The 20,809-nt window shown below is 53.5% G+C and carries 22 protein-coding genes and 1 pseudogene; 6 read left to right on the plus strand and 17 right to left on the minus strand.

The window, feature by feature from the left end; genetic code table 11:
• Positions 1-11: 11 nt before the first annotated feature.
• The 6 genes from GAP13_RS01460 to GAP13_RS01485 form a co-directional block, all read right to left on the minus strand.
• On the minus strand, positions 12-800 hold the full coding sequence (locus GAP13_RS01460; protein WP_158905428.1) for a thiamine pyrophosphate-dependent enzyme: 789 nt from the start codon (positions 798-800) through the stop codon (positions 12-14).
• A gap of 15 nt (positions 801-815) precedes the next feature.
• Entirely contained in the window at positions 816-1,883 is a 1,068-nt protein-coding gene (vorB, locus tag GAP13_RS01465; RefSeq protein WP_158905429.1) for a 3-methyl-2-oxobutanoate dehydrogenase subunit VorB, read from the minus strand.
• Between the two features lie 11 nt (positions 1,884-1,894).
• The gene (locus GAP13_RS01470) at positions 1,895-2,110 is read right to left on the minus strand and encodes a 4Fe-4S dicluster domain-containing protein (protein WP_158905431.1); all 216 of its coding nucleotides are present in this window, start codon (positions 2,108-2,110) and stop codon (positions 1,895-1,897) included.
• Between the two features lie 17 nt (positions 2,111-2,127).
• Positions 2,128-3,054, minus strand: a complete 927-nt coding sequence (locus GAP13_RS01475) for a bifunctional enoyl-CoA hydratase/phosphate acetyltransferase (RefSeq protein WP_158905433.1) — start codon at positions 3,052-3,054, stop codon at positions 2,128-2,130.
• Positions 3,051-4,124 carry a butyrate kinase gene (gene buk / locus GAP13_RS01480; protein ID WP_158905435.1) on the minus strand — a complete coding sequence of 358 codons (1,074 nt, stop codon included), beginning with the start codon at positions 4,122-4,124 and terminating at the stop codon, positions 3,051-3,053. The genes GAP13_RS01475 and buk overlap by 4 nt, the downstream gene beginning before the upstream one ends.
• Positions 4,125-4,596: 472 nt before the next feature.
• On the minus strand, positions 4,597-5,517 hold the full coding sequence (locus GAP13_RS01485; protein WP_158905437.1) for an AAA family ATPase: 921 nt from the start codon (positions 5,515-5,517) through the stop codon (positions 4,597-4,599).
• 135 nt (positions 5,518-5,652) lie between these two features.
• Between GAP13_RS01485 and GAP13_RS01490 the strand changes: the two genes are divergently transcribed.
• Both GAP13_RS01490 and GAP13_RS01495 read left to right on the plus strand, forming a co-directional pair.
• The gene (locus GAP13_RS01490; RefSeq protein WP_158905439.1) at positions 5,653-7,629 is read left to right on the plus strand and encodes a phosphatidylglycerol lysyltransferase; all 1,977 of its coding nucleotides are present in this window, start codon (positions 5,653-5,655) and stop codon (positions 7,627-7,629) included.
• Positions 7,630-7,650: 21 nt separating this feature from the next.
• On the plus strand, positions 7,651-8,106 hold the full coding sequence (locus GAP13_RS01495; RefSeq protein WP_158905441.1) for a DUF3276 family protein: 456 nt from the start codon (positions 7,651-7,653) through the stop codon (positions 8,104-8,106).
• Here the strand turns inward: GAP13_RS01495 and rnhB are convergent.
• The 4 genes from rnhB to GAP13_RS01515 form a co-directional block, all read right to left on the minus strand.
• Positions 8,067-8,720, minus strand: a complete 654-nt coding sequence (rnhB, locus tag GAP13_RS01500; RefSeq protein ID WP_158905443.1) for a ribonuclease HII — start codon at positions 8,718-8,720, stop codon at positions 8,067-8,069. The two genes, GAP13_RS01495 and rnhB, sit on opposite strands and share 40 nt — an antisense overlap.
• Entirely contained in the window at positions 8,717-9,625 is a 909-nt protein-coding gene (locus GAP13_RS01505) for a GNAT family N-acetyltransferase (protein WP_158905445.1), read from the minus strand. Before GAP13_RS01505 ends, rnhB begins: the two co-directional genes overlap by 4 nt.
• A 58-nt stretch (positions 9,626-9,683) precedes the next feature.
• Positions 9,684-10,625: a thioredoxin-disulfide reductase gene (gene trxB, locus GAP13_RS01510; RefSeq protein WP_158905447.1), complete on the minus strand. Its 942-nt coding sequence runs from the start codon at positions 10,623-10,625 to the stop codon at positions 9,684-9,686.
• Between the two features lie 72 nt (positions 10,626-10,697).
• Positions 10,698-11,825: a sensor histidine kinase gene (locus tag GAP13_RS01515; protein ID WP_158905449.1), complete on the minus strand. Its 1,128-nt coding sequence runs from the start codon at positions 11,823-11,825 to the stop codon at positions 10,698-10,700.
• A 98-nt stretch (positions 11,826-11,923) separates the two neighbouring features.
• On the opposite strand from GAP13_RS01515, the gene GAP13_RS01520 reads away from it, so the two are divergent.
• Positions 11,924-12,790 carry a histidinol-phosphatase gene (locus GAP13_RS01520; RefSeq protein WP_158905451.1) on the plus strand — a complete coding sequence of 289 codons (867 nt, stop codon included), beginning with the start codon at positions 11,924-11,926 and terminating at the stop codon, positions 12,788-12,790.
• Here GAP13_RS01520 and GAP13_RS01525 read toward each other — a convergent pair.
• Positions 12,787-13,143, minus strand: a complete 357-nt coding sequence (locus GAP13_RS01525; RefSeq protein WP_158905453.1) for a TraR/DksA family transcriptional regulator — start codon at positions 13,141-13,143, stop codon at positions 12,787-12,789. The genes GAP13_RS01520 and GAP13_RS01525 overlap by 4 nt on opposite strands.
• Before the next feature lie 236 nt (positions 13,144-13,379).
• Here GAP13_RS01525 and infA point away from each other — a divergent pair, with 236 nt between their 5' ends.
• Positions 13,380-13,598 (plus strand): translation initiation factor IF-1, encoded by a 219-nt coding sequence (infA, locus tag GAP13_RS01530; protein ID WP_158905457.1) that lies wholly within the window; start codon positions 13,380-13,382, stop codon positions 13,596-13,598.
• Here the strand turns inward: infA and GAP13_RS01535 are convergent.
• Entirely contained in the window at positions 13,579-13,995 is a 417-nt protein-coding gene (locus GAP13_RS01535) for a Smr/MutS family protein (RefSeq protein ID WP_158905459.1), read from the minus strand. The genes infA and GAP13_RS01535 overlap by 20 nt on opposite strands.
• Before the next feature lie 194 nt (positions 13,996-14,189).
• Between GAP13_RS01535 and GAP13_RS01540 the strand changes: the two genes are divergently transcribed.
• Positions 14,190-15,476 carry a lysophospholipid acyltransferase family protein gene (locus GAP13_RS01540; protein WP_158905461.1) on the plus strand — a complete coding sequence of 429 codons (1,287 nt, stop codon included), beginning with the start codon at positions 14,190-14,192 and terminating at the stop codon, positions 15,474-15,476.
• Here the strand turns inward: GAP13_RS01540 and GAP13_RS01545 are convergent.
• A complete protein-coding gene (locus GAP13_RS01545) occupies positions 15,458-16,873 on the minus strand; it encodes a sodium/glutamate symporter family protein (RefSeq protein WP_158905463.1) in 1,416 nt (471 codons plus the stop codon). The two genes, GAP13_RS01540 and GAP13_RS01545, sit on opposite strands and share 19 nt — an antisense overlap.
• A 69-nt stretch (positions 16,874-16,942) precedes the next feature.
• Between GAP13_RS01545 and GAP13_RS01550 the strand changes: the two genes are divergently transcribed.
• Entirely contained in the window at positions 16,943-17,731 is a 789-nt protein-coding gene (locus GAP13_RS01550; protein WP_158905465.1) for a Crp/Fnr family transcriptional regulator, read from the plus strand.
• On the opposite strand, the gene nudC is transcribed toward GAP13_RS01550, so the two are convergent.
• The 4 genes and pseudogenes from nudC to GAP13_RS01570 all read right to left on the minus strand — a co-directional run.
• On the minus strand, positions 17,703-18,641 hold the full coding sequence (gene nudC / locus GAP13_RS01555; RefSeq protein WP_158905467.1) for an NAD(+) diphosphatase: 939 nt from the start codon (positions 18,639-18,641) through the stop codon (positions 17,703-17,705). The genes GAP13_RS01550 and nudC overlap by 29 nt on opposite strands.
• An 8-nt stretch (positions 18,642-18,649) precedes the next feature.
• Positions 18,650-19,720 carry a uracil phosphoribosyltransferase gene (locus GAP13_RS01560; protein ID WP_158905469.1) on the minus strand — a complete coding sequence of 357 codons (1,071 nt, stop codon included), beginning with the start codon at positions 19,718-19,720 and terminating at the stop codon, positions 18,650-18,652.
• Between the two features lie 25 nt (positions 19,721-19,745).
• On the minus strand, positions 19,746-20,327 hold the full coding sequence (locus GAP13_RS01565; protein ID WP_158905471.1) for a phosphate propanoyltransferase: 582 nt from the start codon (positions 20,325-20,327) through the stop codon (positions 19,746-19,748).
• 166 nt (positions 20,328-20,493) lie between these two features.
• Positions 20,494-20,809: pseudogene (locus GAP13_RS01570) on the minus strand (hypothetical protein); the annotation flags it as partial.

Here is a 20,809-nt window from a genome sequence, read left to right on the forward strand (position 1 = left end):
GGATGCTCCTTTCAGTTCGCCTTTGCCGGGCTTGTGGCGGGTGCGCCAGCCGTGGCATTAAGCGTGTTCTTTATCTCGCCAAGCGGATAGTAGGTGATCATGTTCTTCTCGAGCCATTCGACTGACTGGACAGGGTTCATCTGCCAGTTGGTCGGGCACTGGGAGAGAATCTCGACCATGGTAAAGCCTTCACCACGCATCTGTGCTTCGAATGCTTTGCGAATATAATTCTTTGTTTTTCTGATATTTACCATGTTGTTGACAGAGCCGCGCGCAAGGTACTTCGTGCCTTCGAGCGTTGCAAGGAGCTCGCAGACGCGGATGGGATAGCCCATGCCAGCCACGCCCGGATCGCGTCCTTCTGGCGCGGTGGTTGCATGCTGACCGACAAGCGTGGTCGGCGCCATCTGACCGCCGGTCATGCCGTAAATCGCGTTGTTGACAAAAATTGTGGTGAATTTTTCGCCGCGGTTCGCCGCATGGATAATCTCCGCTGTTCCAATGGCCGCAAGGTCGCCGTCGCCCTGATAGCAGATCACGAGGTGATCGGGGAGCATGCGCTTGATACCGGTTGCCGCTGCCGGGGTTCGACCGTGCGCCGGCTGTACGGAATCGAAATCGAAATACAGGTCTGCCCAGATCGAGCAGCCGACAGGGTTCGTGATAATTGCTTTGGTCTGAAGCCCCATTTCATCGACGACTTCGGCGATCAGCCGATGGATTACGCCATGGCCGCAGCCGGGGCAGTATTTTGTCTGGATCGGTTTAAGGCTTTTGGGATGCCCGTATGCTAGTTCCATAGTCTGCTCCTTTGCTTATTTGCCCATTAGGCGCGCCACTTCGGCGAACACCTCTTCCTGGCTGGGGATGTTGCCGCCGCAGCGGCCATAGAAATACACAGGCGCTTTCCCGTTCACTGCCAGGCGCACATCTTCGATCATCTGCCCCATGCTCATTTCGACGCAGAGGAAGCGCTTTCCCTTTTCGGCAAGTTCATGGAGGCGCGCATAGGGGAAGGGCCACAGCGAAATCGGGCGGAATAGCCCGACTTTCATGCCTTTTGCACGCGCCATCTGCAACGCACCGTGCGAAACGCGGGCAGAAGTGCCATATGCCACGAACACGACATCCGCATCTTCAACATCGATTTCTTCGTAGCGGTTGATGTCTTTCTTGATACGCTCATAGCGGGCATAGCGCGCGTGGTTTGCCGCCTCGAGTTCGTCTGGCACGAGATTCATGCTGGTTACATGGTTGTAGGGCCTGCCCATTTCAACGGCGTGCCCAACCGCCCATGGCTTGCGTGGCAGAGTCGCCGGGTCGATCGGCTCAGGAAGCACTACGCCTTCCATCATCTGCCCGATGAGCCCGTCAGCGAGGATCAGCACCGGCACTCTCCATTTTTCGGAGATCGAAAATGCTTCGTAGGTGAGGTCGGCCGCATCCTGCACGCCTTTCGGCGCAAGGACGATCGTGTAGTAGTCGCCATGGCCGCCGCCGCGTGTTGCCTGGAAATAGTCGCCCTGGCTTGGCGAAATGCCCCCAAGGCCCGGGCCGGAGCGCGCAACGTTCACGATGACAGCCGGAAGATCGGCACCGCAGAGGTACGAAATCCCTTCCTGCTTGAGCGACACGCCGGGGCTCGACGAGCTGGTCATTGCACGTGCACCTGTGGATGCTGCACCATAGACCATGTTGATTGCCGCTACTTCAGACTCAGCCTGGATGAATGTGCGGCCTTTTGCGAGCATGTGTTTTGCCATGTACGCAGTCAGTTCATTCTGCGGAGTGATAGGATAGCCGAAATAGGCACGACATCCTGCACGGACCGCAGCTTCACCGATTGCTTCATTGCCTTTCATAAGGCGGATTTCTTCAGCCATATCCTTCTCCCTCAGAGTTTATAGACGGTAATCGCTACATCCGGGCACACTGCAAAGCAGTTCCCGCATGCGATGCACTTGTCGGCCGCGATTACTTTTGCGGGGAAATATCCCCAGGAATTAGGCTCGGTATCGACGCCGAGCACCTTTGTCGGGCAGGCACGGATGCAGAGCTGGCAGCCTTTGCAGCGTTCCCTGTCAATCTCGACAGATCCTTTTATCGCCATTCGACTCTCCTTATATTTCAGGCCCGAAGGCTCGTGCTTCCCAAGAGGGAGGCCAAAGCAATCGAAGCCAATTTGGTTTCTGCGGTATCCGCGCGGCTGGTGAGGACAATGGGGACAGCTGCGCCCATTACGATTGCTGCACCTTTTGCGCCGGCAAGATCGAGCAGGCATTTGTAAAGAATGTTGCCCGCTTCGATGTTCGGAGCAACGAGGATATCAGCGGCTCCGGCGACATCCGACTGGATTTTCTTGATGCGCGCGCTTTCGGCGCTGATTGCGTTGTCAAGCGCGAGCGGGCCGTCGATAATGCAGTTTTTGATCTGGCCGCGGCGGTTCATCTGGGTCAGGATCGAGGCGGTTACCGTGCAGGGCATTTTGTCGGGGTTGACCTTCTCGACGGCGGCGAGAAGGGCCACTTTGGGGGTTTTCACTTCAAGTGCGTTCGCAACCACGACAGCAGAGTTGATAATGTCCACAAAGGCTGGAAGGTCTGGTGCGATATTGAGCGCCGCGTCGGTGAGCACAAGAAGCTTGTGGTAGGTCTGCACCTCCATGACCGCGACATGGCTTGCAAGCCTGCCTGCATTGATACCGCTTTCTTTGTTAAGTGCTGCCCTCAATAAAAGGCTCGTATCGATAATGCCTTTCATGAGGAATGCTGCTTCGCCGGAACGGACCAAGGCGACTGCCCTAGCTGCCGCTGCGCTTAGATTGGCCTCTTCGATAAGCTCGAAACGGGAAATATCGACGCCTTTGCCGCCATTCGCTTCCTTTGCCGCAGCCCGAATAGCAGCAGGATCCCCAACAAGAATTGGTTCCGCGATGCCCTCATTGTAGGCATCCACAACCGCTTCCAGCACAGAAGATTCCTGGGCGGAGGCAACTGCCAATTTCCGCCTGCCGAATGTTTTCGCTTTTTCAATAATCTCGGAAATATGTTTCATGGCACATACTCCTTTATTTCGATTTCGCCCGACAGCGCCATCTGGCCAGCAAGGGCGAGCGCTTCGAGCTCCCCTTCGCCCGGATAGACAACTACAGGGGCGATGAAGGACACCATTTCCGTAATCCGGTCGGTCAATTCTTTCCAGAACGCGATGCCGCCGGTCAGAATAATGCCATCCACTTTCCCGCACGCCGCTGCCGCGAGCGAGCCAATATATTTTCCAACCTGATAAACAAATGCCCTGTAGTAGAGATCCGCTTCTTTATTGCCTTCTTCGCGCATGCGCTCGACTTCGCGCATATCGTTTGTGCCAAGAAAACTCACCATGCCCCCCTTGCCAGTGATCATCTTGAGCACTTCCTGCTGGGTGTACCGGCCCGAAAAGCAGAGCTTGGCAAGGTCGCCTGCGGGGAGCGTGCCGGAACGTTCGGGCGAGAAAGGCCCTTCGCCATTGAGCGCCTGGTTGACATCGACAACGCGGCCCTGGCGGTGCAGGCCGATCGAAACGCCGCCTCCCATATGCGCGACAATAAGGTTCAATTCTTCGTAGGACCGTCCTCGCTCTTTGGCAAAGCGCCTCGCGACCGCCTTCTGGTTCAGCGCATGGAAAATGCTGTTGCGTTTGAAAAGCTTGTTCCCGGATACTCTGGCAACATCATCGAGCTCATCGACAACGACAGGATCGGCAATGAACGCGGGAATTCCCAAAGGGCGCGCAAACGCATCCGCGATGAGAGCTCCGAGATTCGACGCATGCTCGCCATATTTCGCCGCAAGGAGATCTGCTTTCATGCCTTCATTGATCCGGTATACGCCACCAGGAATCGGATGCAAAAGGCCTCCTCTTCCCACTACCGCACCGAGCTTCTTTGCATCGAAGTTCTTCTGTAACAGCACATCCTGGATGGCCTTTTCCCTGAATTCATACTGGGCAGCAATAGAAGGAAATCGAGCGATCTCCTCGGCCGAATGGCTGATGCTCTGATCGAGAATGCGCGTGCCGCCTTCGAATACCGCAAATTTCGTGCTTGTAGAACCAGGATTTATGACGAGGATAGCCAATGACATGCAGCAACTCCCGAAATGTAGAGTAGTATATGTAGTATACCACTGATATGGAGAAACGCAAGCGAAATTTGCAAATTTTGAAAGGCCATTTCAATAATTGAAACTTTGGCGAGGGTTCTGAGCGCATCGCAGAACACGCCCGGTTCGCGCATCACCCTGCGCGCTCCCAACAACTATCAAGCACCCGCTGCGCTCGCTTGCGCGCCATTGTACACGCCTGCCATCCTTGCCTGTGCGCATCGCGAATAAAATAAAAGGCTGTCCTCCTCGAAAACGAGGAGGACAGCCTCTCTGAGACTATTGTTGCGGCGCGGTTATTTGCGGGTTTTATGCCGGTTCAGTCTTCTTTTTTTCTTTCTCTTGTGCGTCGCTATTTTCTTGAGCTTTCGCTTTCTACCACAGGGCACCTTTGTTCTCCTTGGAAACGATTACTGCAGAATTACTGCCGATACTGCCGCATATGTGCGCAATACTACACAGACTGCCTGCGGGCGTCAATAGCCCGACCCCATTTCTGCTCTTTCTGAGGCCGTACCGCGAGCCTGTCAATAACGATATTTACTTCAGCCACAAGAATTCCTGTGAATTTTTCGATGCTGTCGACGATATATTCCTGCAGAGAATATATTTTTGACGCCAGCCTGGTTCCAAAGGGAACTTCCAGCACAACAGTGATGCGGTATCCCTGAGTATCATTGCGAATCGCGAGGCGCATGATGCGTACGTTCGGATCGAATTCGTTGACGCAGTGTACCACCATCTGGGAAAGCGCTGCTTCGGAAATCGCTACACGGCCGCGCTTGGCATACTCAGGGCGCACCACCGATTTTTCGTACAATTTGGGAAGCGTAGCCCCGACACCAAAGCTGCGTTTCAGGAATACGCGCACGCTGTCGTAGAAAATCGATGGATAATTCCGCTTGATTTCAAGCGCAGGGACAGGGATGACGTGCTTGCCTTCGACTTTGCGCGATTGGACAGCCTTTTCTATCTCGGCTTTCGTTGCAATTTCTTCAATTTTGATGACTTTGACCGGGTGCGGCAACTGAAGCCGCTCACAGATTTTCTGCACCATGCGCTCGCTCGTGCCTATGACAAGCACTTTACGGAAGCGTTCATGCTGCAGCGCGCGCGATACCTGTTCCCTGTGCTCTCGTTCATCAAAGAGCGCGGTTTTTACCGCGCCAAGATAGGTTGGGTCTTTTTTTGCCGAGCGACCTGCTATGATCTGGTCACCGCGGATAAGCAAGCCATCATCGATGATAAGATCTATGCCATATTTTTGAGCCACCAGCTTGGCGCGGAAGCTTTTTCCTGTGCCCGAGGAACCGACGAGCGCATATGTTTTTACGCCGCGGATCAGAAACAGTATATGCTCAAAAAAGCCTATCATCGTAAAATCACTATAGCGCCTGGGGGAATTTCGGTAAAGGTGCGCAGAAAGCGGCAAGCGGCCGCGCTATGCTTGCAGTCAGAGCCCTTTGCCCAAGTGGCCATAAAACCATTACAATAAAGCCAGGAGCAGAAAATGTCACGTATCATCCACCCGATTTTAGGCCTGCCGATCGCGGACCCCAACAAAATTCCTCTTTCCAGAGAAAATCTCCCTTCGTCGGAAGATATACAGAATGCAGCCCGATCGCTCATCCTCTCCGCGTCCGGATGGCGAAAGGTATTTGCGGATCCTTCAACAGAAGACACATATGCCCAGTGGGCTTACGACCGGAGTGCTGAAAACTCGCTTTCCCGCACAATCAGTTCGGCAGATGCCGTCATCGTCGCAGGCATGGCGCTCGTATTCGCTTCATTCATCAAAGAGCAATGCAAAGGCCGCGCGCCGATTGTATTGCTCGGCATCGATACAAGGCCCACAGGGCCTGCAATTGCAGATGTCTTTGCCCGGGTGCTGATTGGTGAGGGTTGTTCGGTTCGCTACCTTTTTATAGTGCCAGCGCCGGAGATCATGGCATTTGCAGCACAGACAACGAGCCTTCCTTTAGATAACGAAGCGCATGCAGACGCCTTTGCCTACATTTCCGCAAGCCATAACCCGCCAGGGCACAATGGCCTCAAGTTCGGCATCGGAGGCGGGGTCCTGACAGGGAATCAGATTGCACCCATGATCGCAGCGCTCAAATCTTTCATCGCAGATCCCGATTCGCCTTCGCGTGCGCTCGCTGCGATCAGCAAAGCCGACCCACGTGCGCTCGCGCAATGCTACGAAAGCGTCGCGCACTGGAAAAGGTTTTCGCAGTCGGCCTATATGCTCTTTGCGCATCGGGTTTTTACCGACGAAGATTCGCTCGAAAGGCAGGAAGAGGTTCTGTCGGCCATCGCAACGGCATGTGAAAAGCGCCCGCTGGGGGTTGTCGCGGAGCTCAACGGTTCAGCACGCACGCAAAGCATTGACCAGGACTGGCTATCGGCGTTGTCGCTGCAGACGAAAATGCTCAATGTCGAGCCCGGGATTTTTGCGCATCGCATTGTCCCGGAAAATGATTCGCTCGAGGATTGCCGAGCCGCTCTCGCTGAGGCACACCAAGAAAATCCCGCCTTCATGCTTGGCTATGTGCCGGATTGCGACGGTGATCGGGGAAATCTAGTGTATCACAGCAGGATGCTGCAGAGCGCGGTTCCGCTCGAAGCACAACAGGTTTTCGCGCTGGCGTGCCTCTCCGAGCTTGCCTATCTCAAGTGGAAAGGCGAAACGCGCCCTGTAGCGGTCGTTGTGAATGATGCGACTAGTATGCGAATCGAAGCGATTGCCGCACTATTCGGTGCCCAAGTTTTCCGCGCGGAGACCGGAGAGGCCAATGTCGTCGCATGTGCGGAAAAACTGCGCAGCGAAGGCTGGGTTGTCCGCATTCTCGGGGAAGGCTCGAATGGCGGCAACATTACCCACCCTTCCAAAGTGCGCGATCCCCTTTCTACGCTTGGATCGATAGTCAGACTTCTTCGACTTGGCGATGCAAATAGCGGAAAAACATGCTTCAACCTCTGGCTCGATGCAATCGGCGCATCCGATCGATATCGGCCCGATTATGAGCTTGAGGACATTATCGACAGCCTGCCGCAATGGGCGACAACAAGCGCATTCGAGCCCTATGCAGCGCTGAAAATTGCTTCAAATGACAAAGTCGCGCTCAAAAATGCGTATCAGAGGCTCTTCCTTGAAGAATGGCCGCGCATGCAACCGCAGCTCGCGGCTCGATTCGGCATTGCAGCATGGAAAGCGCTTGCGACAATAGGGGCCAACGAACAAGAGATTGGTTCCGATTTCGGCGCCTCTGGCAATGGCGGCCTTAGAATCGTGCTCTTTTCGCACGCAGGAGAAGCAAGGGCTTTCCTCTGGATGCGCGGATCAGGGACGGAACCGGTATTCAGAATCGCCGTCGATATCAAAAATGGTTCAAGCGAAGATGAAGCTTGGCTTCGCAGTTGGCATACAAGACTTGTGATGCAGGCTGATCTCCTTGTCTCCAAGGCGCAGGATATTGTAGGATAGGCCGGCTTCAAAGGAGTTCAGATGGGTATCCGCGGTGAATTGTTCTCGACCAGATTCAGCTGTGAAGGCAGAACGTATTTTTTTAATGTTAAAGAAAATAGAAATGGCGATCTTTTTCTCAGCGTGGTTGAAAGCAAGCCTACGGAAACAGAGAGCTTCGACCGGCGCTCGATCGTTGTTTTTAACGAGAATCTTGAAGGCTTTATGCGCGCCTTCAGAACTGCGGTAGGCTATATGGAAAAAGCAGGCCAGAAGCTAAAATCCAAGCCTGATTCCAGGCCGCACGATGGAAGATTGCACGGCGAAAGGCCAATGCATGCTGTAGCCAGGCGCCCTGCCAGCTCAATACATCCAGCAAATTCCGAAGGCGCCGCAAATGCCGAAAATTCTGAAACCCTGCGTAAAAGCCCGCGCCGCATTGTCATAAAGAGAAAGCCTCATTCTCCGGATGGATCGAAAAGCAGCGGACTTTCCTGAGCCAGGAGCTGAAAGCTCAAACGGTGATACCGCGAGGGGCCCAGCGCTGCAATTGCTTCTCTGTGCAATCGCGTGGGGTACCCTTTGTGCACTCTGAAGCCATAGCCTGGCATAGTTTGGTCAAGACAATCCATGCAATGATCCCGCGCGACCTTGGCCAGGATTGAAGCAGCCATCACCGCAGGGACAACGCCGTCTGCCTTTGGCATTGTCGCTGCTTCGACTGCCGCGCCATCAGCCATCAGCGTTGGGGTGAATATGCCATCTACCACCACAAGAGCAGGCATTTTCCTGAGCCCCTGAAACGCTCTCTCCATTGCCAGCAATGTCGCACCCAAAATATTTCTTTGCTCGATTTCTTCGACTGTAGCCCACCCTACCGACCAATCAAGCGCTTTTTCCGTGATTACCTGAAAGGCATTTTCGCGCCGCGCTTTGGACATTCGTTTCGAATCATTGAGTATTTCCATGGGGAAATCTGGTGACAAGATGGCTGCAGCTGCGGCGACCGGTCCTGCAAGAGGCCCTCTCCCCGCCTCATCGATGCCGCATACAAGATGAACAGGTATTTTCAAAACTGTTTCGAAAGTGCAGTAGTTGGTCGATTTTTTCATATGTGCTGCCTCGCAACACTGATAGCATACTCTCCCACCGCAAGGAATCCCAGATGCTGATACACTCGTAGCGCTGCGAGGTTGTCATGCCGCACAAACAACACTGCGTGCCGGCCTTCTGCTTCGATCTTTTTCAATAAATAAAGGAGAAGATTCGTTCCAATGCCCATGGAGCGCCACTCCTTTTTTACATAGAAACCGCCAATTTGATCGCAATAAATCCCTCTCGCATTGGTATTTACTTTGCCAATCGCTTCGTTTCCAGCCCAGGCCATACATACAATCTGATTCGCAAGCAGCGAACGCATCCGCATTTCAGTTTCGGAGGCATCGGCTGAATATAGGGCAAGCTCTTCGCGCTCGTATTCCAAATGGAGGCTGACAAGGGCATTAAGATCCTCGAACGACGCATCGACGCAACGAACAGGCTCTCCATCCACTCTTGGCGTATCGCTTACGTGCTTTTGGCGCAACAGCTGCGAATGCGGCTGTTGCGAATGCGATGATTGCGCATGCGGCAATTGCATAAGCAAAAATAATGCATGGTTCCAGTTCATACTGGGCATCTTGCCTGTGATCCTCATAACTGCATGCTTTGTGCCTGCAATGCGACGGATATTCGATGTATCTTTCAGGAGCGCAACAAGCCCAGCATCGTCATGGGGCGAAGGCGGCAGGATGAGATGCACTGCTCCATCCAGCCACTGCACCGCAATGCCATCGATAGCTTCAAATGCAGCTGTGCGCGAATGGCGATGAACATAAATCTGAAAAAGCGGAGGGCCAGCTGGAACCGAACGCGCGCTTTGCACCGCCTCGCCGGCTTGCACACATTCATATTCTCGCGTGCGCAGGAAGCTCAGAATCGATTCCTCCATCAAAAGAGCGCGGGCGCTCGTCCACATTGCATTCGCCTCCGGCAACGCAGCCCCTTAGCACACGAAACAAGGAATGTGCAAAAAATCAGCGGTATGCCTGTCCTCGCTGCTCATCGATGTAGTTCGCGGCTGCATGCGCAGCAATGGCGCCATCGGCAGCAGCGGTAATCACCTGGCGGAAGGGAGTCGCCCGCACATCGCCTGCGGCAAACAAGCCAGGAATACTCGATTGCATCGTGCAATCAGTGATGATATAGCCGGTTTCATCCAGTGCAACGCCCGTATCCTTGAGAAATTCAGTCTGCGGTATCGAACCGATGAATATGAAAACAGCTTCGAATGGCTCTTCGGTTATTTCATGCGTCAGCACATTTTCCAGGAGCACCGAACGGATTTTGGTGTCTCCCCGAATTTCTTTTGCAACGGTGTTGAAACGCACCTGAATCGAAGGATTGGACAGTACCCTCTGCGCAAGCGCCTTCTGTGCCCTGAAGCGATCCCGCCTGTGAATCATGACTATTTGATCCGACAATTTGGAAAGATATGTCGCTTCATCGCATGCAGCATCGCCGCCTCCAACCACAAGCATTCTTTTGCCTTTGAAAAAGGGGCCGTCACAGGTAGCGCAGTAGGATATGCCTTTCCCCATGAATTCCTGTTCGCCGGGTATTTCAAGCTGGCGATGTTTGGCCCCGGTTGCGACAAGCACGGTAAGGCTCTCTACAGGCCCATTGCTCGTTTCGACAATGAAACGCCCGTTTTCTTTGCGAACATTCGAAACGCTCGCATCGATGAACGATGCTCCGAAGCGCTCCGCCTGTACCCGCATGCGTTCCGCGAGGTCATAGCCGGAAATCGGCTCTTCAATGCCGGGATAGTTTTCAAGCGCATCGATAAGCAGCGCTTGCCCGCCAGGCGCCATCTCTTCAATGACCACGGTTTTGAGATTCGCGCGCGCGCCGTATTGGGCTGCAGCAAGGCCTGCCGCTCCTGCTCCGATAATAGCAAAATCATATGGCTGTGACATGTGCTCTCTCCTCTTGTTTAGGCTTATATAGTAATTATAATATATAATTTATAATATATAGACAAGTCCATTCTATTCGGCGCGCCCCTGCTCGCGGTTTTCTGCTGCATCCTTTTCGCTATGGTTCAGCAGGACCATTCGGCAGCGCTGCCTTGCCCCCTCTTTCACTTCTGTTTCCAGCCTCGCATTGGCTTGTCGCAACAGAGCATGCAGAACCATGGAGTCTGCCGCAGACAGCATCCCTTCGCCTTCCAGTTCCAGCACCTGCTCGCCATTTTCAAGGCATCGATAGTCAAGCCTGATCTCGGTTTCAGCTCTTTTTTCGAAAGCAAACCGATACGCGCCGCCAAGAATCTCGAGCGTAGCAAGCGCAAGCGGCACCAGTCTGTCGGGATCGAGCGAGCAATCAGTGGAACTGAATCGCAAATGGACGGTTGAGCCAACTGATTCGAGCGCTTCTTCGGCGGCATGACAGAATTGCGCAAAAAATTTGCCCGCGGAAATGCGGTCGATTTGCTCGGAATTGTACAGCGCTTCATGGACAAGCGCGATGCTCTTCACTTGTGCTTCAAGCTCGCGAAGAACCTCGGATGTATCGCGCCTTGCCGAATCAAGCTGTTTCAGGTGTGCCAGACTGGCAACAAGCTGAAGATTTGTTTTTACTCTGTGATGGATTTCGCGCAAGAGCTGTTCTTTTGCGGCCAAGGATTCTTCAAGGCTTTGCTGGTAAAGATGCATTGCACTGATATCATGGATGACGCCAATGGTATGGGCATTGCCAACAAGATCAGCAAGCAGCGGAACATCGATATCCCTTTCGCCATACGCATTGACGAGTCCATAGATGATATGTCCGTCGCGGTGGACAAGCCGCACTTCGAGCTCGCGCGTCATGCGCTCGCCTGACCTTCTCTCATCGAACAGCTTTGGTGCGATTTCCGGAAATTTGTTTGCCTGCCGGATTTTTTCGACAACAATATCCCGAGAAATATTCGGCCTGTCTTCCGGATGAATGATCACACTGAAATGCTTCCCGATAAGGGCGGAAGGCTCATAACCGAGAAGCGCTGCAGCCTCGTTCAAAAAGACGAAATGCCCTTGCTCATCGAGAATATAGACAATATCCGGCAACGAAGAAAGAAGATGCCGAACCTGTCCTCTAGCCATTTCCAGGAGCGACCGGGAATCCGGGTCATTCATGATCTCATAGTAGAAAAGGCTCGGTATTCAGTCAATATGCAGCCAATATGCAAGCGCGACTCGTAGAAATCCAAAGGCAGCTGATGGTAGTATGAGCCATGGCATTCAGTTTCCATACCCACAGCACGTTTTGCGACGGCAAAGCGGACGCGCGCACAATGGCAGAGGCAGCATTCGCGCATCATTACACGCATCTTGGATTTTCTGCGCATGCCCCTGTTCCCTTCAAAACGAGATGGAATCTGCCATGGGAACGCGCGCAGTCCTATGTCGAAACCGTGCGCGCGCTCGCGCAAGAGTTCGAGCCAAAGGGAATGAAAATATTTCTTGGGCTCGAGACTGATTATGCGCCTGGCATCACTATGCCGGACAATCCTGCCTATGATGTATTTGGCCTCGATTACCGTATCGGGTCGGTGCACTACATCACCGCTCCTGGCGAAGAGCCCTTCACAGTGGATGAACCGCAGGAAGAATTCGCACGGAATGTGCTCAGATGGGAGCCTGATGGCGATTACCGAAGGATTTGGAAGCGCTATTGGCAGTACATGTCAGAAATGATTGCCCGCGGCGGATTCGACATAATCGGGCACTTCGATTTGGTCAAAAAGAATAACCCTGATGGGCGCTGGTTTGATGAACAGGATCCCGCATACCTCGACGCCGCATTCCAGGCTGTGGAGCTTGCGGCTGAAAAACAACTCGTTGCAGAAATAAATACCGGCGGCATCGCACGCGGCAAACACCACGAAGCATATCCGTCGGTTCGTATTCTAAAGAGAATGCACGAGCGGGGTTTGCGGCTCACGCTGGGAGACGATGCCCATGCGCCATCGCATATCGGAACATATCAGCATGCGGCTATCGATGCCGCTCGCAGGGCCGGATACCAGTCGCTCTGGTATCTCGACGCGCCCGGGGTCTGGAAAGAAATCTCGATAGACGAGGCTGCGCGGTCGCGCTAGCGATTCCTGCGTTCGTCGCTCTTCTGACATTCAACGCATAGAACAGCATACGGAATCGCCTCGAGCCTTTCCTGCGGAATTTTCTTGCCGCATTTCGCGCAGAGCCCATATCGCCCCTGGCTGATACGCAAAAGCGCTGCCTCGATCGCCCGATAGCGCTTGAGGTCCTGGGAGCTGAGAGCCTCTATCATAATGCGGTCGATGTCATCCGACGCGATATCCGCAGAATCTTTTGGGTCAGTTTCGGACAGCACAGTCCGGAGCTGTTCGTTCGATTCGGCGATGGTATCCAGAATTTCCTGTCTTTGCGTAAGCAAGAGATTTTTCATTCTCTCGATGAAGGCATTATCCATCTCTCTCCCCCTCATCAATAACTGGTAAAAAAACCAGTATGCAGTGGATGGGCACAATGCAACGAATCACCGAAAATGTCAAGATGTACAGCAAAGGCAGGCTGCTGTCATGTTGACATTCGGCGCATTGGCTCATAGTATTTCACCTGCGCGCAGGGCGCAAGAGATAGTATGTCTCGAGCTTTCTGCATGTGCCAGCCTCGCTGCCGGCAAAGCGAATCGAAATAGGAGTATGTGTGGCTAAAGAAGAAGCGATTGAGGTGGAGGGCATTGTCAAGGAAGCCCTTCCGAATACCATGTTCCGTGTCGAACTGGCCAACGGACACATCATTCTTGCGCATCTTTCCGGAAAAATGCGCAAGCATTACATCAGAATTGTTCCCGGCGACAAAGTAAAAGTCGGGCTTTCTCCGTATGATCTGAACCGCGGACGCATCATTTACCGCGAGAAATAGACAGCGGTCTGATACGCACCCAGGTGACCCCCCTGCCCCCATTCTGACCGTCCGCAAAGCAGAATTCACCTGCATGCGGATTTTGCTCGAGTTCTTCCCGAACAACATGTACCAGCACTTGCTCTTCCCGCGAATGGTTTCCTTTTCCGTGAATAATGCTCGCTTTCTCCAAACCTTGGGCTGCGCAGCGCGCTAGAAAAGATTGTACAGCCTGGCGTGCTTCCGGTTCGCGCATACCATGAAGGTCGATTTCGGCTTGGGGGCGCATGCGTTTGAATCGCGTGTAGGCTGAAATGGATGCGGCGCGCTCGTCTTCAGGGTCTGGCTGAGCAAGTGCATCTTTATCGACAGTATCGTGAGCTTCGAGCCATTGTTCGAATATCTTTCCAAAATCCATATTGCAGGAATACATAGCACACAATTCGATTTGTTTCAGGTGGGCGCGGGGTGGTGCCGCTATGGTGCCAAACTGCCCGCTTCATGAAAAATGTGGCGCCACTCTTATTTGCATGCATTGCGCAAAAAGCTCCGTGCTGACCCTTCTTGTGCTGGCATACAGCAGCCGCTATCATAAAAACAAGGATTTTTGCCATGATTCATGCACGACGGTATCATCCGACAAACTTCAAGTTTTTCACGTGGCTGATGCGGTACACGTATGGTCTGTGGCTCAGGCGAGCCTATCGAATTGTCGCCATCAATGCTGAGCTTTTCAAAGAATTGAAGCCGCCTTTCATCCTTGTCGGCAATCACACAACTCTGTTGGACCCCTTTATCGCCAATGCATTTGTGCCCTTCCCTATCCATTGGGTTGCGAGCGACGGAAACATGCGCAGCCCGATTATGCGATTTCTCCTTATCAAGCTGGTTGGCAGCATTCCCAAATCCAAAGCCATCCCCGATATCGAAACCGTCAACTGGATTGTCGATATCATACGGCGCAAACATGGCGTGGTGGGCATGTATCCCGAAGGTCAGAGTACCTGGACCGGCACTCCCTTCCCTGCATTTTATTCGAGCGCGAAGCTGTTGCGCCTTTTGCGCGTGCCGGTGGTGCTTGCAAAAACGCAGGGTGGGTATCTGACAAAGCCGCGCTGGTCGCATGTCCGCCGCCCCAGCAAGGTCGAAATTGCGTTTTCAGTATTGTTTACGCCCGAGCAACTGCGCACCACGCCCATTGCCGACATCGACGCAGCGCTGAACAATGCGCTCGCCTACGATGACACAGAATGGTGCAAGCGCGAAGCGATACGCTTCGAAAGCGCGCGCGGTGCCGAAAGCCTCGAACTTGCGCTCTACATATGTCCGAAGTGCGGCGCCAAAGCGAGTCTGCACAGCAACGGCAACAGGTTCGCCTGCGATCGCTGCGATTTTTCGGTGGAATATGGCGCCGATGGCTCATTCGCACTGCCGCCTGGAAGCGCTGATCCTGTTTTTCTGCCGCCATTCAGCAGCGAGCCCTTCCTTGAATCCATTGCGCACTGGGACAAGCTCCAAAGCGCATTCATGCAAGCAGAATTGGCTGAATGGCTGCGCGCTGCCCGCTGGGATCCGATTTTCTCGGACGAGAATATCCAGCTAAAAAAAGGCAAGCGAATTGATTCGATGAAAACGATGCTGCGCGGGCGCATCGATCTTTTTATCGACCGCCTCGAGTTCCGCGATGCCCACAAACCGGGCGGCGCCACCGGCCCCCTCATCTTTCCGCTTGACACCGTGGAAGCGGAAGGCGTCCTCAAATGGAATTTTTTCGAGTTCTATCAGGGCATGAATGTCTATCGCGTTGTATTTGGAGACCCGAAGGCATCAGGCAGAAAATATGCCGATGCCATCGGGCTATTGCATGAGCTTTCGCACTCTCATTTGCCGGGGCGGTAGAAATTGTCGCTCGGCATGGCGAAGCGCCGTTTTCGAGCAAGAATCCAGTAGACGACAGCGACAAAGACCAGATATGCCGCTGCAATGGCGATGAATATCCAGAACGGCGTCATTGAGCCGCTTGTGTAAGCTTTGGCTGGCAGGTTAATTGCCAAGATGAATGGCAGCGCCAGCACAAAGGTGAGCCCCGCGGAGAGCATGTAATCCGATGAAACTTTCGTTTTGAACTCGGGGTCCATTACACGGAGCAAGGCAAGCCCCGTAGACAGCGTTCCGGTCGATACGCCATACAACATGAGCATGCGCTCGAAGCGGAAATCTCTGAAAATGCGCGAGCATACCCATGGAAGCGTGTAGTAGACCATAAAACCACACAGTGTGGACATGAGGACGATTGGAAACCAGTACTTCCCGACAAAGACGAGCGAAATGGCTGCAAGCGCGCCCGCCACCATATAGTCCACCGCCATGCCTGAGATACGCGTCAGACTGTTGTCATCCAGCACATATCCCAATTTGAGCGCGTCGATGATTTTGCGGACAATAATAGCGATAATCGCTGAAAAAATAAAATTGATGCCCCACAAGTTTGTCGCAAGTTCCATTCCTGCCTTTCCAGCAAAACCAAGCACAAGGGTCAGACCCTTCAAAAACAGAAAACTCAAAAAATACACAAATACGACGAGCGCCGCATGATAACTGAATGAATCGATTGCTTCGGAATCGGTGGTGAGCTGTGCGCCAATTGGTTTTTCGGCTTCCCGGGGTATAATGCCGGTGAGCATTGCCTTGTCGCTCATAGCAGTCAGCTGGTCAGATTTCATCCAGCCCTTCCGGATGCCTTTATGAATAAGGAGCATCCCGCCAAAGCATGCCCACAGATAGCCGATTGCGGCAAATGTAAGCCCTACAGAGGCACCGCCTTCGAAGCCCATGGATTCCCAGCCCTTGCCAATCGCATATGCCTGCCCAGGGCCCAGCGCAAACCCAAGCGGCAAATGCAAGCCGAATGCGGGGTGGATTTTGGGCAGGAAAAACAGCGTAAGGAGAAGGCCCAGAATCGCCTGCGACGCATAGCCAAATAGAATCACCGCCGACATCCCGAGCACGCCTCCATTGGATCGCGAGCCTTTGATCTTTGGCGGCGAGGAACGAAGCGACATGCTGATAAAGGAAATATTGAGCAAGTGATAGACAAGATCACCCAATCGGTTTGTTGCATAGCCGATAGGTGGCAGCAGGTAATTATAGATTGGCAGAAGGAGAAAGCCGGCCGTCAGTGCGTTCGGAACCAGATATTTCTGTAAAAACGTAATCTTCGAGCGCAAGAAGGTGGCAAACACGAGGGCGATCGAGATAAGCCCTGCATCGATAACGAATTTCCAGCTGAAGTCCATGGAGCACTCCTTGACACATAGTGTAAAATCGTTTGTGAAGACACGCAACTGGGGTCAAGAATTGCCACAATGAATGACCGCGAAATCGCGAAGCTCGCGACCTGCAATCTCTTTCGCAATGTCTCTATTGAACGGTTTGCAGACTTCATGAAGGCTGCCCGATACCGCGAACATGAGTTCCGCAAGGGCGGGCTGATCCTTCTACAAGGATGTGTGTATGCTTCGCTCTATATTCTGTTGGATGGTTCCGCATATGCCGAAATGACTGACAACGAAGGCCGCTGCATGCGGGTCGAGACCTTCGCGCCAGTGGAAGCGCTTGCGAGCGCCGTGCTGTTTTCGCCGAAGCCAGTTCTGCCAGTAACGGTCGGCGCTCAATCCGATTGTCGCATTATTTCATTTCCTAAAGAAGAAATAATAAAAATGTGCATGAGCGAAAAGGCTATTCTGGAAAGCTTCCTTGCCGATAGTGGCGCTCGGGTTCAATTCCTGAGCGAGCGGCTGAGGCTGACGCGCTTTGCAACGCTCCGCCAGCGCATTGCGGATTGGCTCGTGAGGAAAGCACAGGCTCAGCACACCATGCTGCGGGACAGCTCTACAACAGATCAAAGCCTTGAGCCGGATGCACCCGAAGCGATACAGAAAAGTCCACAAAGTTTGCAACAGCCAATTAGCATCCGGGTCGAGCCTTCATTCGAAAAAATGGCCGACCTCATGGGCGTCGCGCGGCCAAGCCTCTCGCGCGAGCTGTCGCACATGCGCAGTGATGGGCTCATCGATATGGAAGGAAGAACGATCATTCTTGAAGATATCGAAGCATTGAAAAATATTAGAAATCCGAAAAGCCGCCAGCCATGAATGTATCGATTATCCAGCGCGCAATGCTGCCTTTCATGGGAAGTTCAGGGAGATTGTCCGCGGTATACCAATCGAGGTGATCGATTTCCTTGCCATCGGGACGCGCTTCCCCGCCTGCCCAGTCCGCGACAAAGCCCAGCATGAGCGAATCGGGAAATGGCCATGGCTGTGATCGCACATACTTGAGGTTTTTTACTTCAATGCCAGCTTCTTCGCGGATTTCGCGCGCAGCAGCTTCTTCCAAGGTTTCTCCGATTTCGACAAAGCCCGCCACAAGGCTATGCCGGTTGCCGGGAAACCGCACATTATGCTCGAGCAGAATCTCTTTGCCGCGTCGAACCAGCACAATCACCACAGGGGACATTCGGGGGAAAAACAAACGCTTGCACCACGGGCAAAACCGCGTACCATAGGCATGGTCATCGAGCGGCTCCCGGACATCCTCATTGCCGTTTGCATCGACAAGCGGCGTACCGCAAGCCCCGCAAAAGCGCGATACTGCCGCCCATTGGGCATGCGCCCGCGCCAGCAAGACAAAGCGCCCGAGGTGTGAAGAAAAAGATAGCGCAAGTTGCCGCGAGGGGAAGGGAACAAATGCCCCAAGACTGGCCACTTCTGCAAAAGGCTCGTCATCGTCCTTCAAAAGCACCGCGCCATACACCACGCCTTGGAACACAAAAACGGAATATGAGTAGCCATCGGGCTTGGCCGAAAAGAGCGAAAGGGGGATCGCTCCGGCCGGCCAGGAGACCGAGCCAGGCGATATCTCCGGAAAATTCGGAAAATGTGCCCCAGAAGCAGCTGTTGAATCTGCGGATTCAGCCATAGATTGCAGCTGCCCGGCAGCCTGCGCGGGCACAAGGCAATCCTGCCCACGGAAGAGCATAAATCGCTGAGGATCTTTCCTCATATACGCTTTTATGAGCGGCGTCGTAGCACCGTTTCTTCGATAATGCGCAGCTGTGAGCGATACAGGCCGGTGATATTGGTCCCATAATCAGCCACAAGCCTCAGCATGTCGCGGGGATGCCCTTCCTCATCGCTGCCGTTGATGCGGTCGCCGGCGTCGCCAAGGCCGGGCATGATGTACGCGCGCTCGTTGAGGCTTGGATCCATCCAGAGCGTGTAAATCGTGATGTTGTCGATGGCGCGCACCACGCGCAGGCTCCCTTTGAGCGCGCTGATGACATTGAAAAACTTGACGGAAGCCGGCTTCACGCCCTGTTCGAGAAGGTACTTCACAACCGTGACTAAGGAGCCGCCCGTCGCGTTCATCGGGTCGGCGAACAAAAGATGTTTGCCATCGAGTTGAGCCAAGTCGAAGTAGGAGTGATCGAGGTCGAGCACATATTCCATTGTGGTCTCGCTTTTCGTATCGTCGCGTTTTATCTTGAAGAGCGCGAACGGTGTAATATAGCCGGTCGATGAATATTCCTGGATTTCCTTGGAAAGAATCATCGATGGCAGGAGGGCTCCCCTCAGCATGACGCACATCACCGTATCGTGGACTGCATCGTCGACATTCGGGATTTTATGCACTGCAAAATTCTGCACAGGGATGGTAACCGGCGTGCGCACGATGAGATAATTCTTGTTGGTGCGGCCCGACACGCCGAATGCAAGCGTAAAAAGAAGCTCGAACGCGCGCTGGATATAGTAGACGAATTCCTGCCGGCCGGTGTTGACATCGCGCAGCTTTGCAATGAGGCGCGAAACCTCGCCATGCGTTTCCTGCGGCGAGACAAAAGAATATACCTGAATGCGCGGCTCGGCAGCACAGATTTCCTGCATGAGCGAACCCATGCGGTTGTAGAGGTCGATAAGCGTTTGCTCTTCGCGGTGCTTCTGCGATTCCGCAGTGCTGGTCGAAAGGATGTTGAACGAAACCATTGCGTGACGGTACAGCGAATCCATCTGCGACAGGTAATCGAGATCTTTCGCGCTGAGATAGCCGTCGAGGTCTTCAGCTTTCAGAATGATCTTGCTCACGCGCTGCTCCATCGCCGGCCGGCGCTCAAAGATGAACGATTTCGCCAGTCACGCCGCTTCCGATGCCGAGCGCGTTCCCCTCGTCAAAATCGAGATGACATTCGAGCGCATACGTCGGATGCACACGGCATACGACATTGAGAAGGATTGCGCCGCGCTCCTCGCCGACTTTCAGAGCAACGAGCTGTTTGTCGACCACACCGAAGCGCTTTGCGGATTCCGGATCGAAGTGAATATGGCGCTTGGCTATGATAAGGCCTTTTTCTTTCTTGACCGAGCCCTTGGGTCCGATGATCTCGAAGGGAAAGCTTCCCTCGAGCTGGCCGGATTCGCGCACTGGGCAGCCCGGAACACCGAGCTTGAACACATCGCTCGCAAGAATTTCGCACTGTGTTTCCTTGCGTTCAGGGCCGAGAATGCGCACACCTTCGAACTGGCCTTTTGGCCCCTTGATGGCCACTGTTTCCGCGCATGCGAACTGGCCTGGCTGCATGAGATCCTTTGTTTTTGTGAGCTGGTATCCCTTACCGAACAGTGCTTCGACATCCTCGTGCGACAAATGAATATGCCGATTGGACAAATTGACGATCATTTTTGTTTCGAGCATGGAGGTCCTCCTGATATGGCACAAACAAATTTTAGATAAAACTGGCGCCGCTCCTAAGAGCGGCGCATTATTTTACTGTGCAATGCAATTTATCGCAAGGATGAAACGCCGGATCAATGCTACAGAATGGCTGTATACAGAAAGAAAAAGGAAGTCCCGCGGAATATCAATGCGTATGTTCGCAATGTGCTATAACTTTCTGGATATCCCATCCTCCATGCACAAGCCCAACGACCGCTTCGAGGATTTCGCGCGGATTATCCTGCCCCCAGATATTGCGTCCCATCGCGACGCCTGATGCACCAAGGTCCATTGCGCGCGCGATACTCTCAAAAAGCGCCGGGAGCGAGTCGGTGCGCTCTCCGCCGAGGAGCACAATCGGGACATGCGTGCCGCAAGCGATCTGCACAAAGTCATCGATGGATTGCGGCATAGCGGCTTTGATAAAAGCGGCGCCAATTTCTTCTGCGGCGCGAACTGCA

The organism is Rectinema subterraneum (assembly GCA_009768935.1).
Taxonomy (GTDB): Bacteria; Spirochaetota; Spirochaetia; order Treponematales; family Rectinemataceae; genus Rectinema; species Rectinema subterraneum.

What these genes read in the sequence shown, in the direction of transcription:
- GAP13_RS01460 (WP_158905428.1), bottom strand. Translation starts at nt 800, where the DNA reads ATGGAACTAGCATACGGGCATCCCAAAAGCCTTAAACCGATCCAGACA.
- vorB (WP_158905429.1), bottom strand. Translation starts at nt 1,883, where the DNA reads ATGGCTGAAGAAATCCGCCTTATGAAAGGCAATGAAGCAATCGGTGAA.
- GAP13_RS01470 (WP_158905431.1), bottom strand. Translation starts at nt 2,110, where the DNA reads ATGGCGATAAAAGGATCTGTCGAGATTGACAGGGAACGCTGCAAAGGC.
- GAP13_RS01475 (WP_158905433.1), bottom strand. Translation starts at nt 3,054, where the DNA reads ATGAAACATATTTCCGAGATTATTGAAAAAGCGAAAACATTCGGCAGG.
- buk (WP_158905435.1), bottom strand. Translation starts at nt 4,124, where the DNA reads ATGTCATTGGCTATCCTCGTCATAAATCCTGGTTCTACAAGCACGAAA.
- GAP13_RS01485 (WP_158905437.1), bottom strand. Translation starts at nt 5,517, where the DNA reads ATGATAGGCTTTTTTGAGCATATACTGTTTCTGATCCGCGGCGTAAAA.
- GAP13_RS01490 (WP_158905439.1), top strand. Translation starts at nt 5,653, where the DNA reads ATGTCACGTATCATCCACCCGATTTTAGGCCTGCCGATCGCGGACCCC.
- GAP13_RS01495 (WP_158905441.1), top strand. Translation starts at nt 7,651, where the DNA reads ATGGGTATCCGCGGTGAATTGTTCTCGACCAGATTCAGCTGTGAAGGC.
- rnhB (WP_158905443.1), bottom strand. Translation starts at nt 8,720, where the DNA reads ATGAAAAAATCGACCAACTACTGCACTTTCGAAACAGTTTTGAAAATA.
- GAP13_RS01505 (WP_158905445.1), bottom strand. Translation starts at nt 9,625, where the DNA reads ATGTGGACGAGCGCCCGCGCTCTTTTGATGGAGGAATCGATTCTGAGC.
- trxB (WP_158905447.1), bottom strand. Translation starts at nt 10,625, where the DNA reads ATGTCACAGCCATATGATTTTGCTATTATCGGAGCAGGAGCGGCAGGC.
- GAP13_RS01515 (WP_158905449.1), bottom strand. Translation starts at nt 11,825, where the DNA reads ATGAATGACCCGGATTCCCGGTCGCTCCTGGAAATGGCTAGAGGACAG.
- GAP13_RS01520 (WP_158905451.1), top strand. Translation starts at nt 11,924, where the DNA reads ATGGCATTCAGTTTCCATACCCACAGCACGTTTTGCGACGGCAAAGCG.
- GAP13_RS01525 (WP_158905453.1), bottom strand. Translation starts at nt 13,143, where the DNA reads ATGGATAATGCCTTCATCGAGAGAATGAAAAATCTCTTGCTTACGCAA.
- GAP13_RS01535 (WP_158905459.1), bottom strand. Translation starts at nt 13,995, where the DNA reads ATGGATTTTGGAAAGATATTCGAACAATGGCTCGAAGCTCACGATACT.
- GAP13_RS01540 (WP_158905461.1), top strand. Translation starts at nt 14,190, where the DNA reads ATGATTCATGCACGACGGTATCATCCGACAAACTTCAAGTTTTTCACG.
- GAP13_RS01545 (WP_158905463.1), bottom strand. Translation starts at nt 16,873, where the DNA reads ATGGACTTCAGCTGGAAATTCGTTATCGATGCAGGGCTTATCTCGATC.
- GAP13_RS01550 (WP_158905465.1), top strand. Translation starts at nt 16,943, where the DNA reads ATGAATGACCGCGAAATCGCGAAGCTCGCGACCTGCAATCTCTTTCGC.
- nudC (WP_158905467.1), bottom strand. Translation starts at nt 18,641, where the DNA reads ATGAGGAAAGATCCTCAGCGATTTATGCTCTTCCGTGGGCAGGATTGC.
- GAP13_RS01565 (WP_158905471.1), bottom strand. Translation starts at nt 20,327, where the DNA reads ATGCTCGAAACAAAAATGATCGTCAATTTGTCCAATCGGCATATTCAT.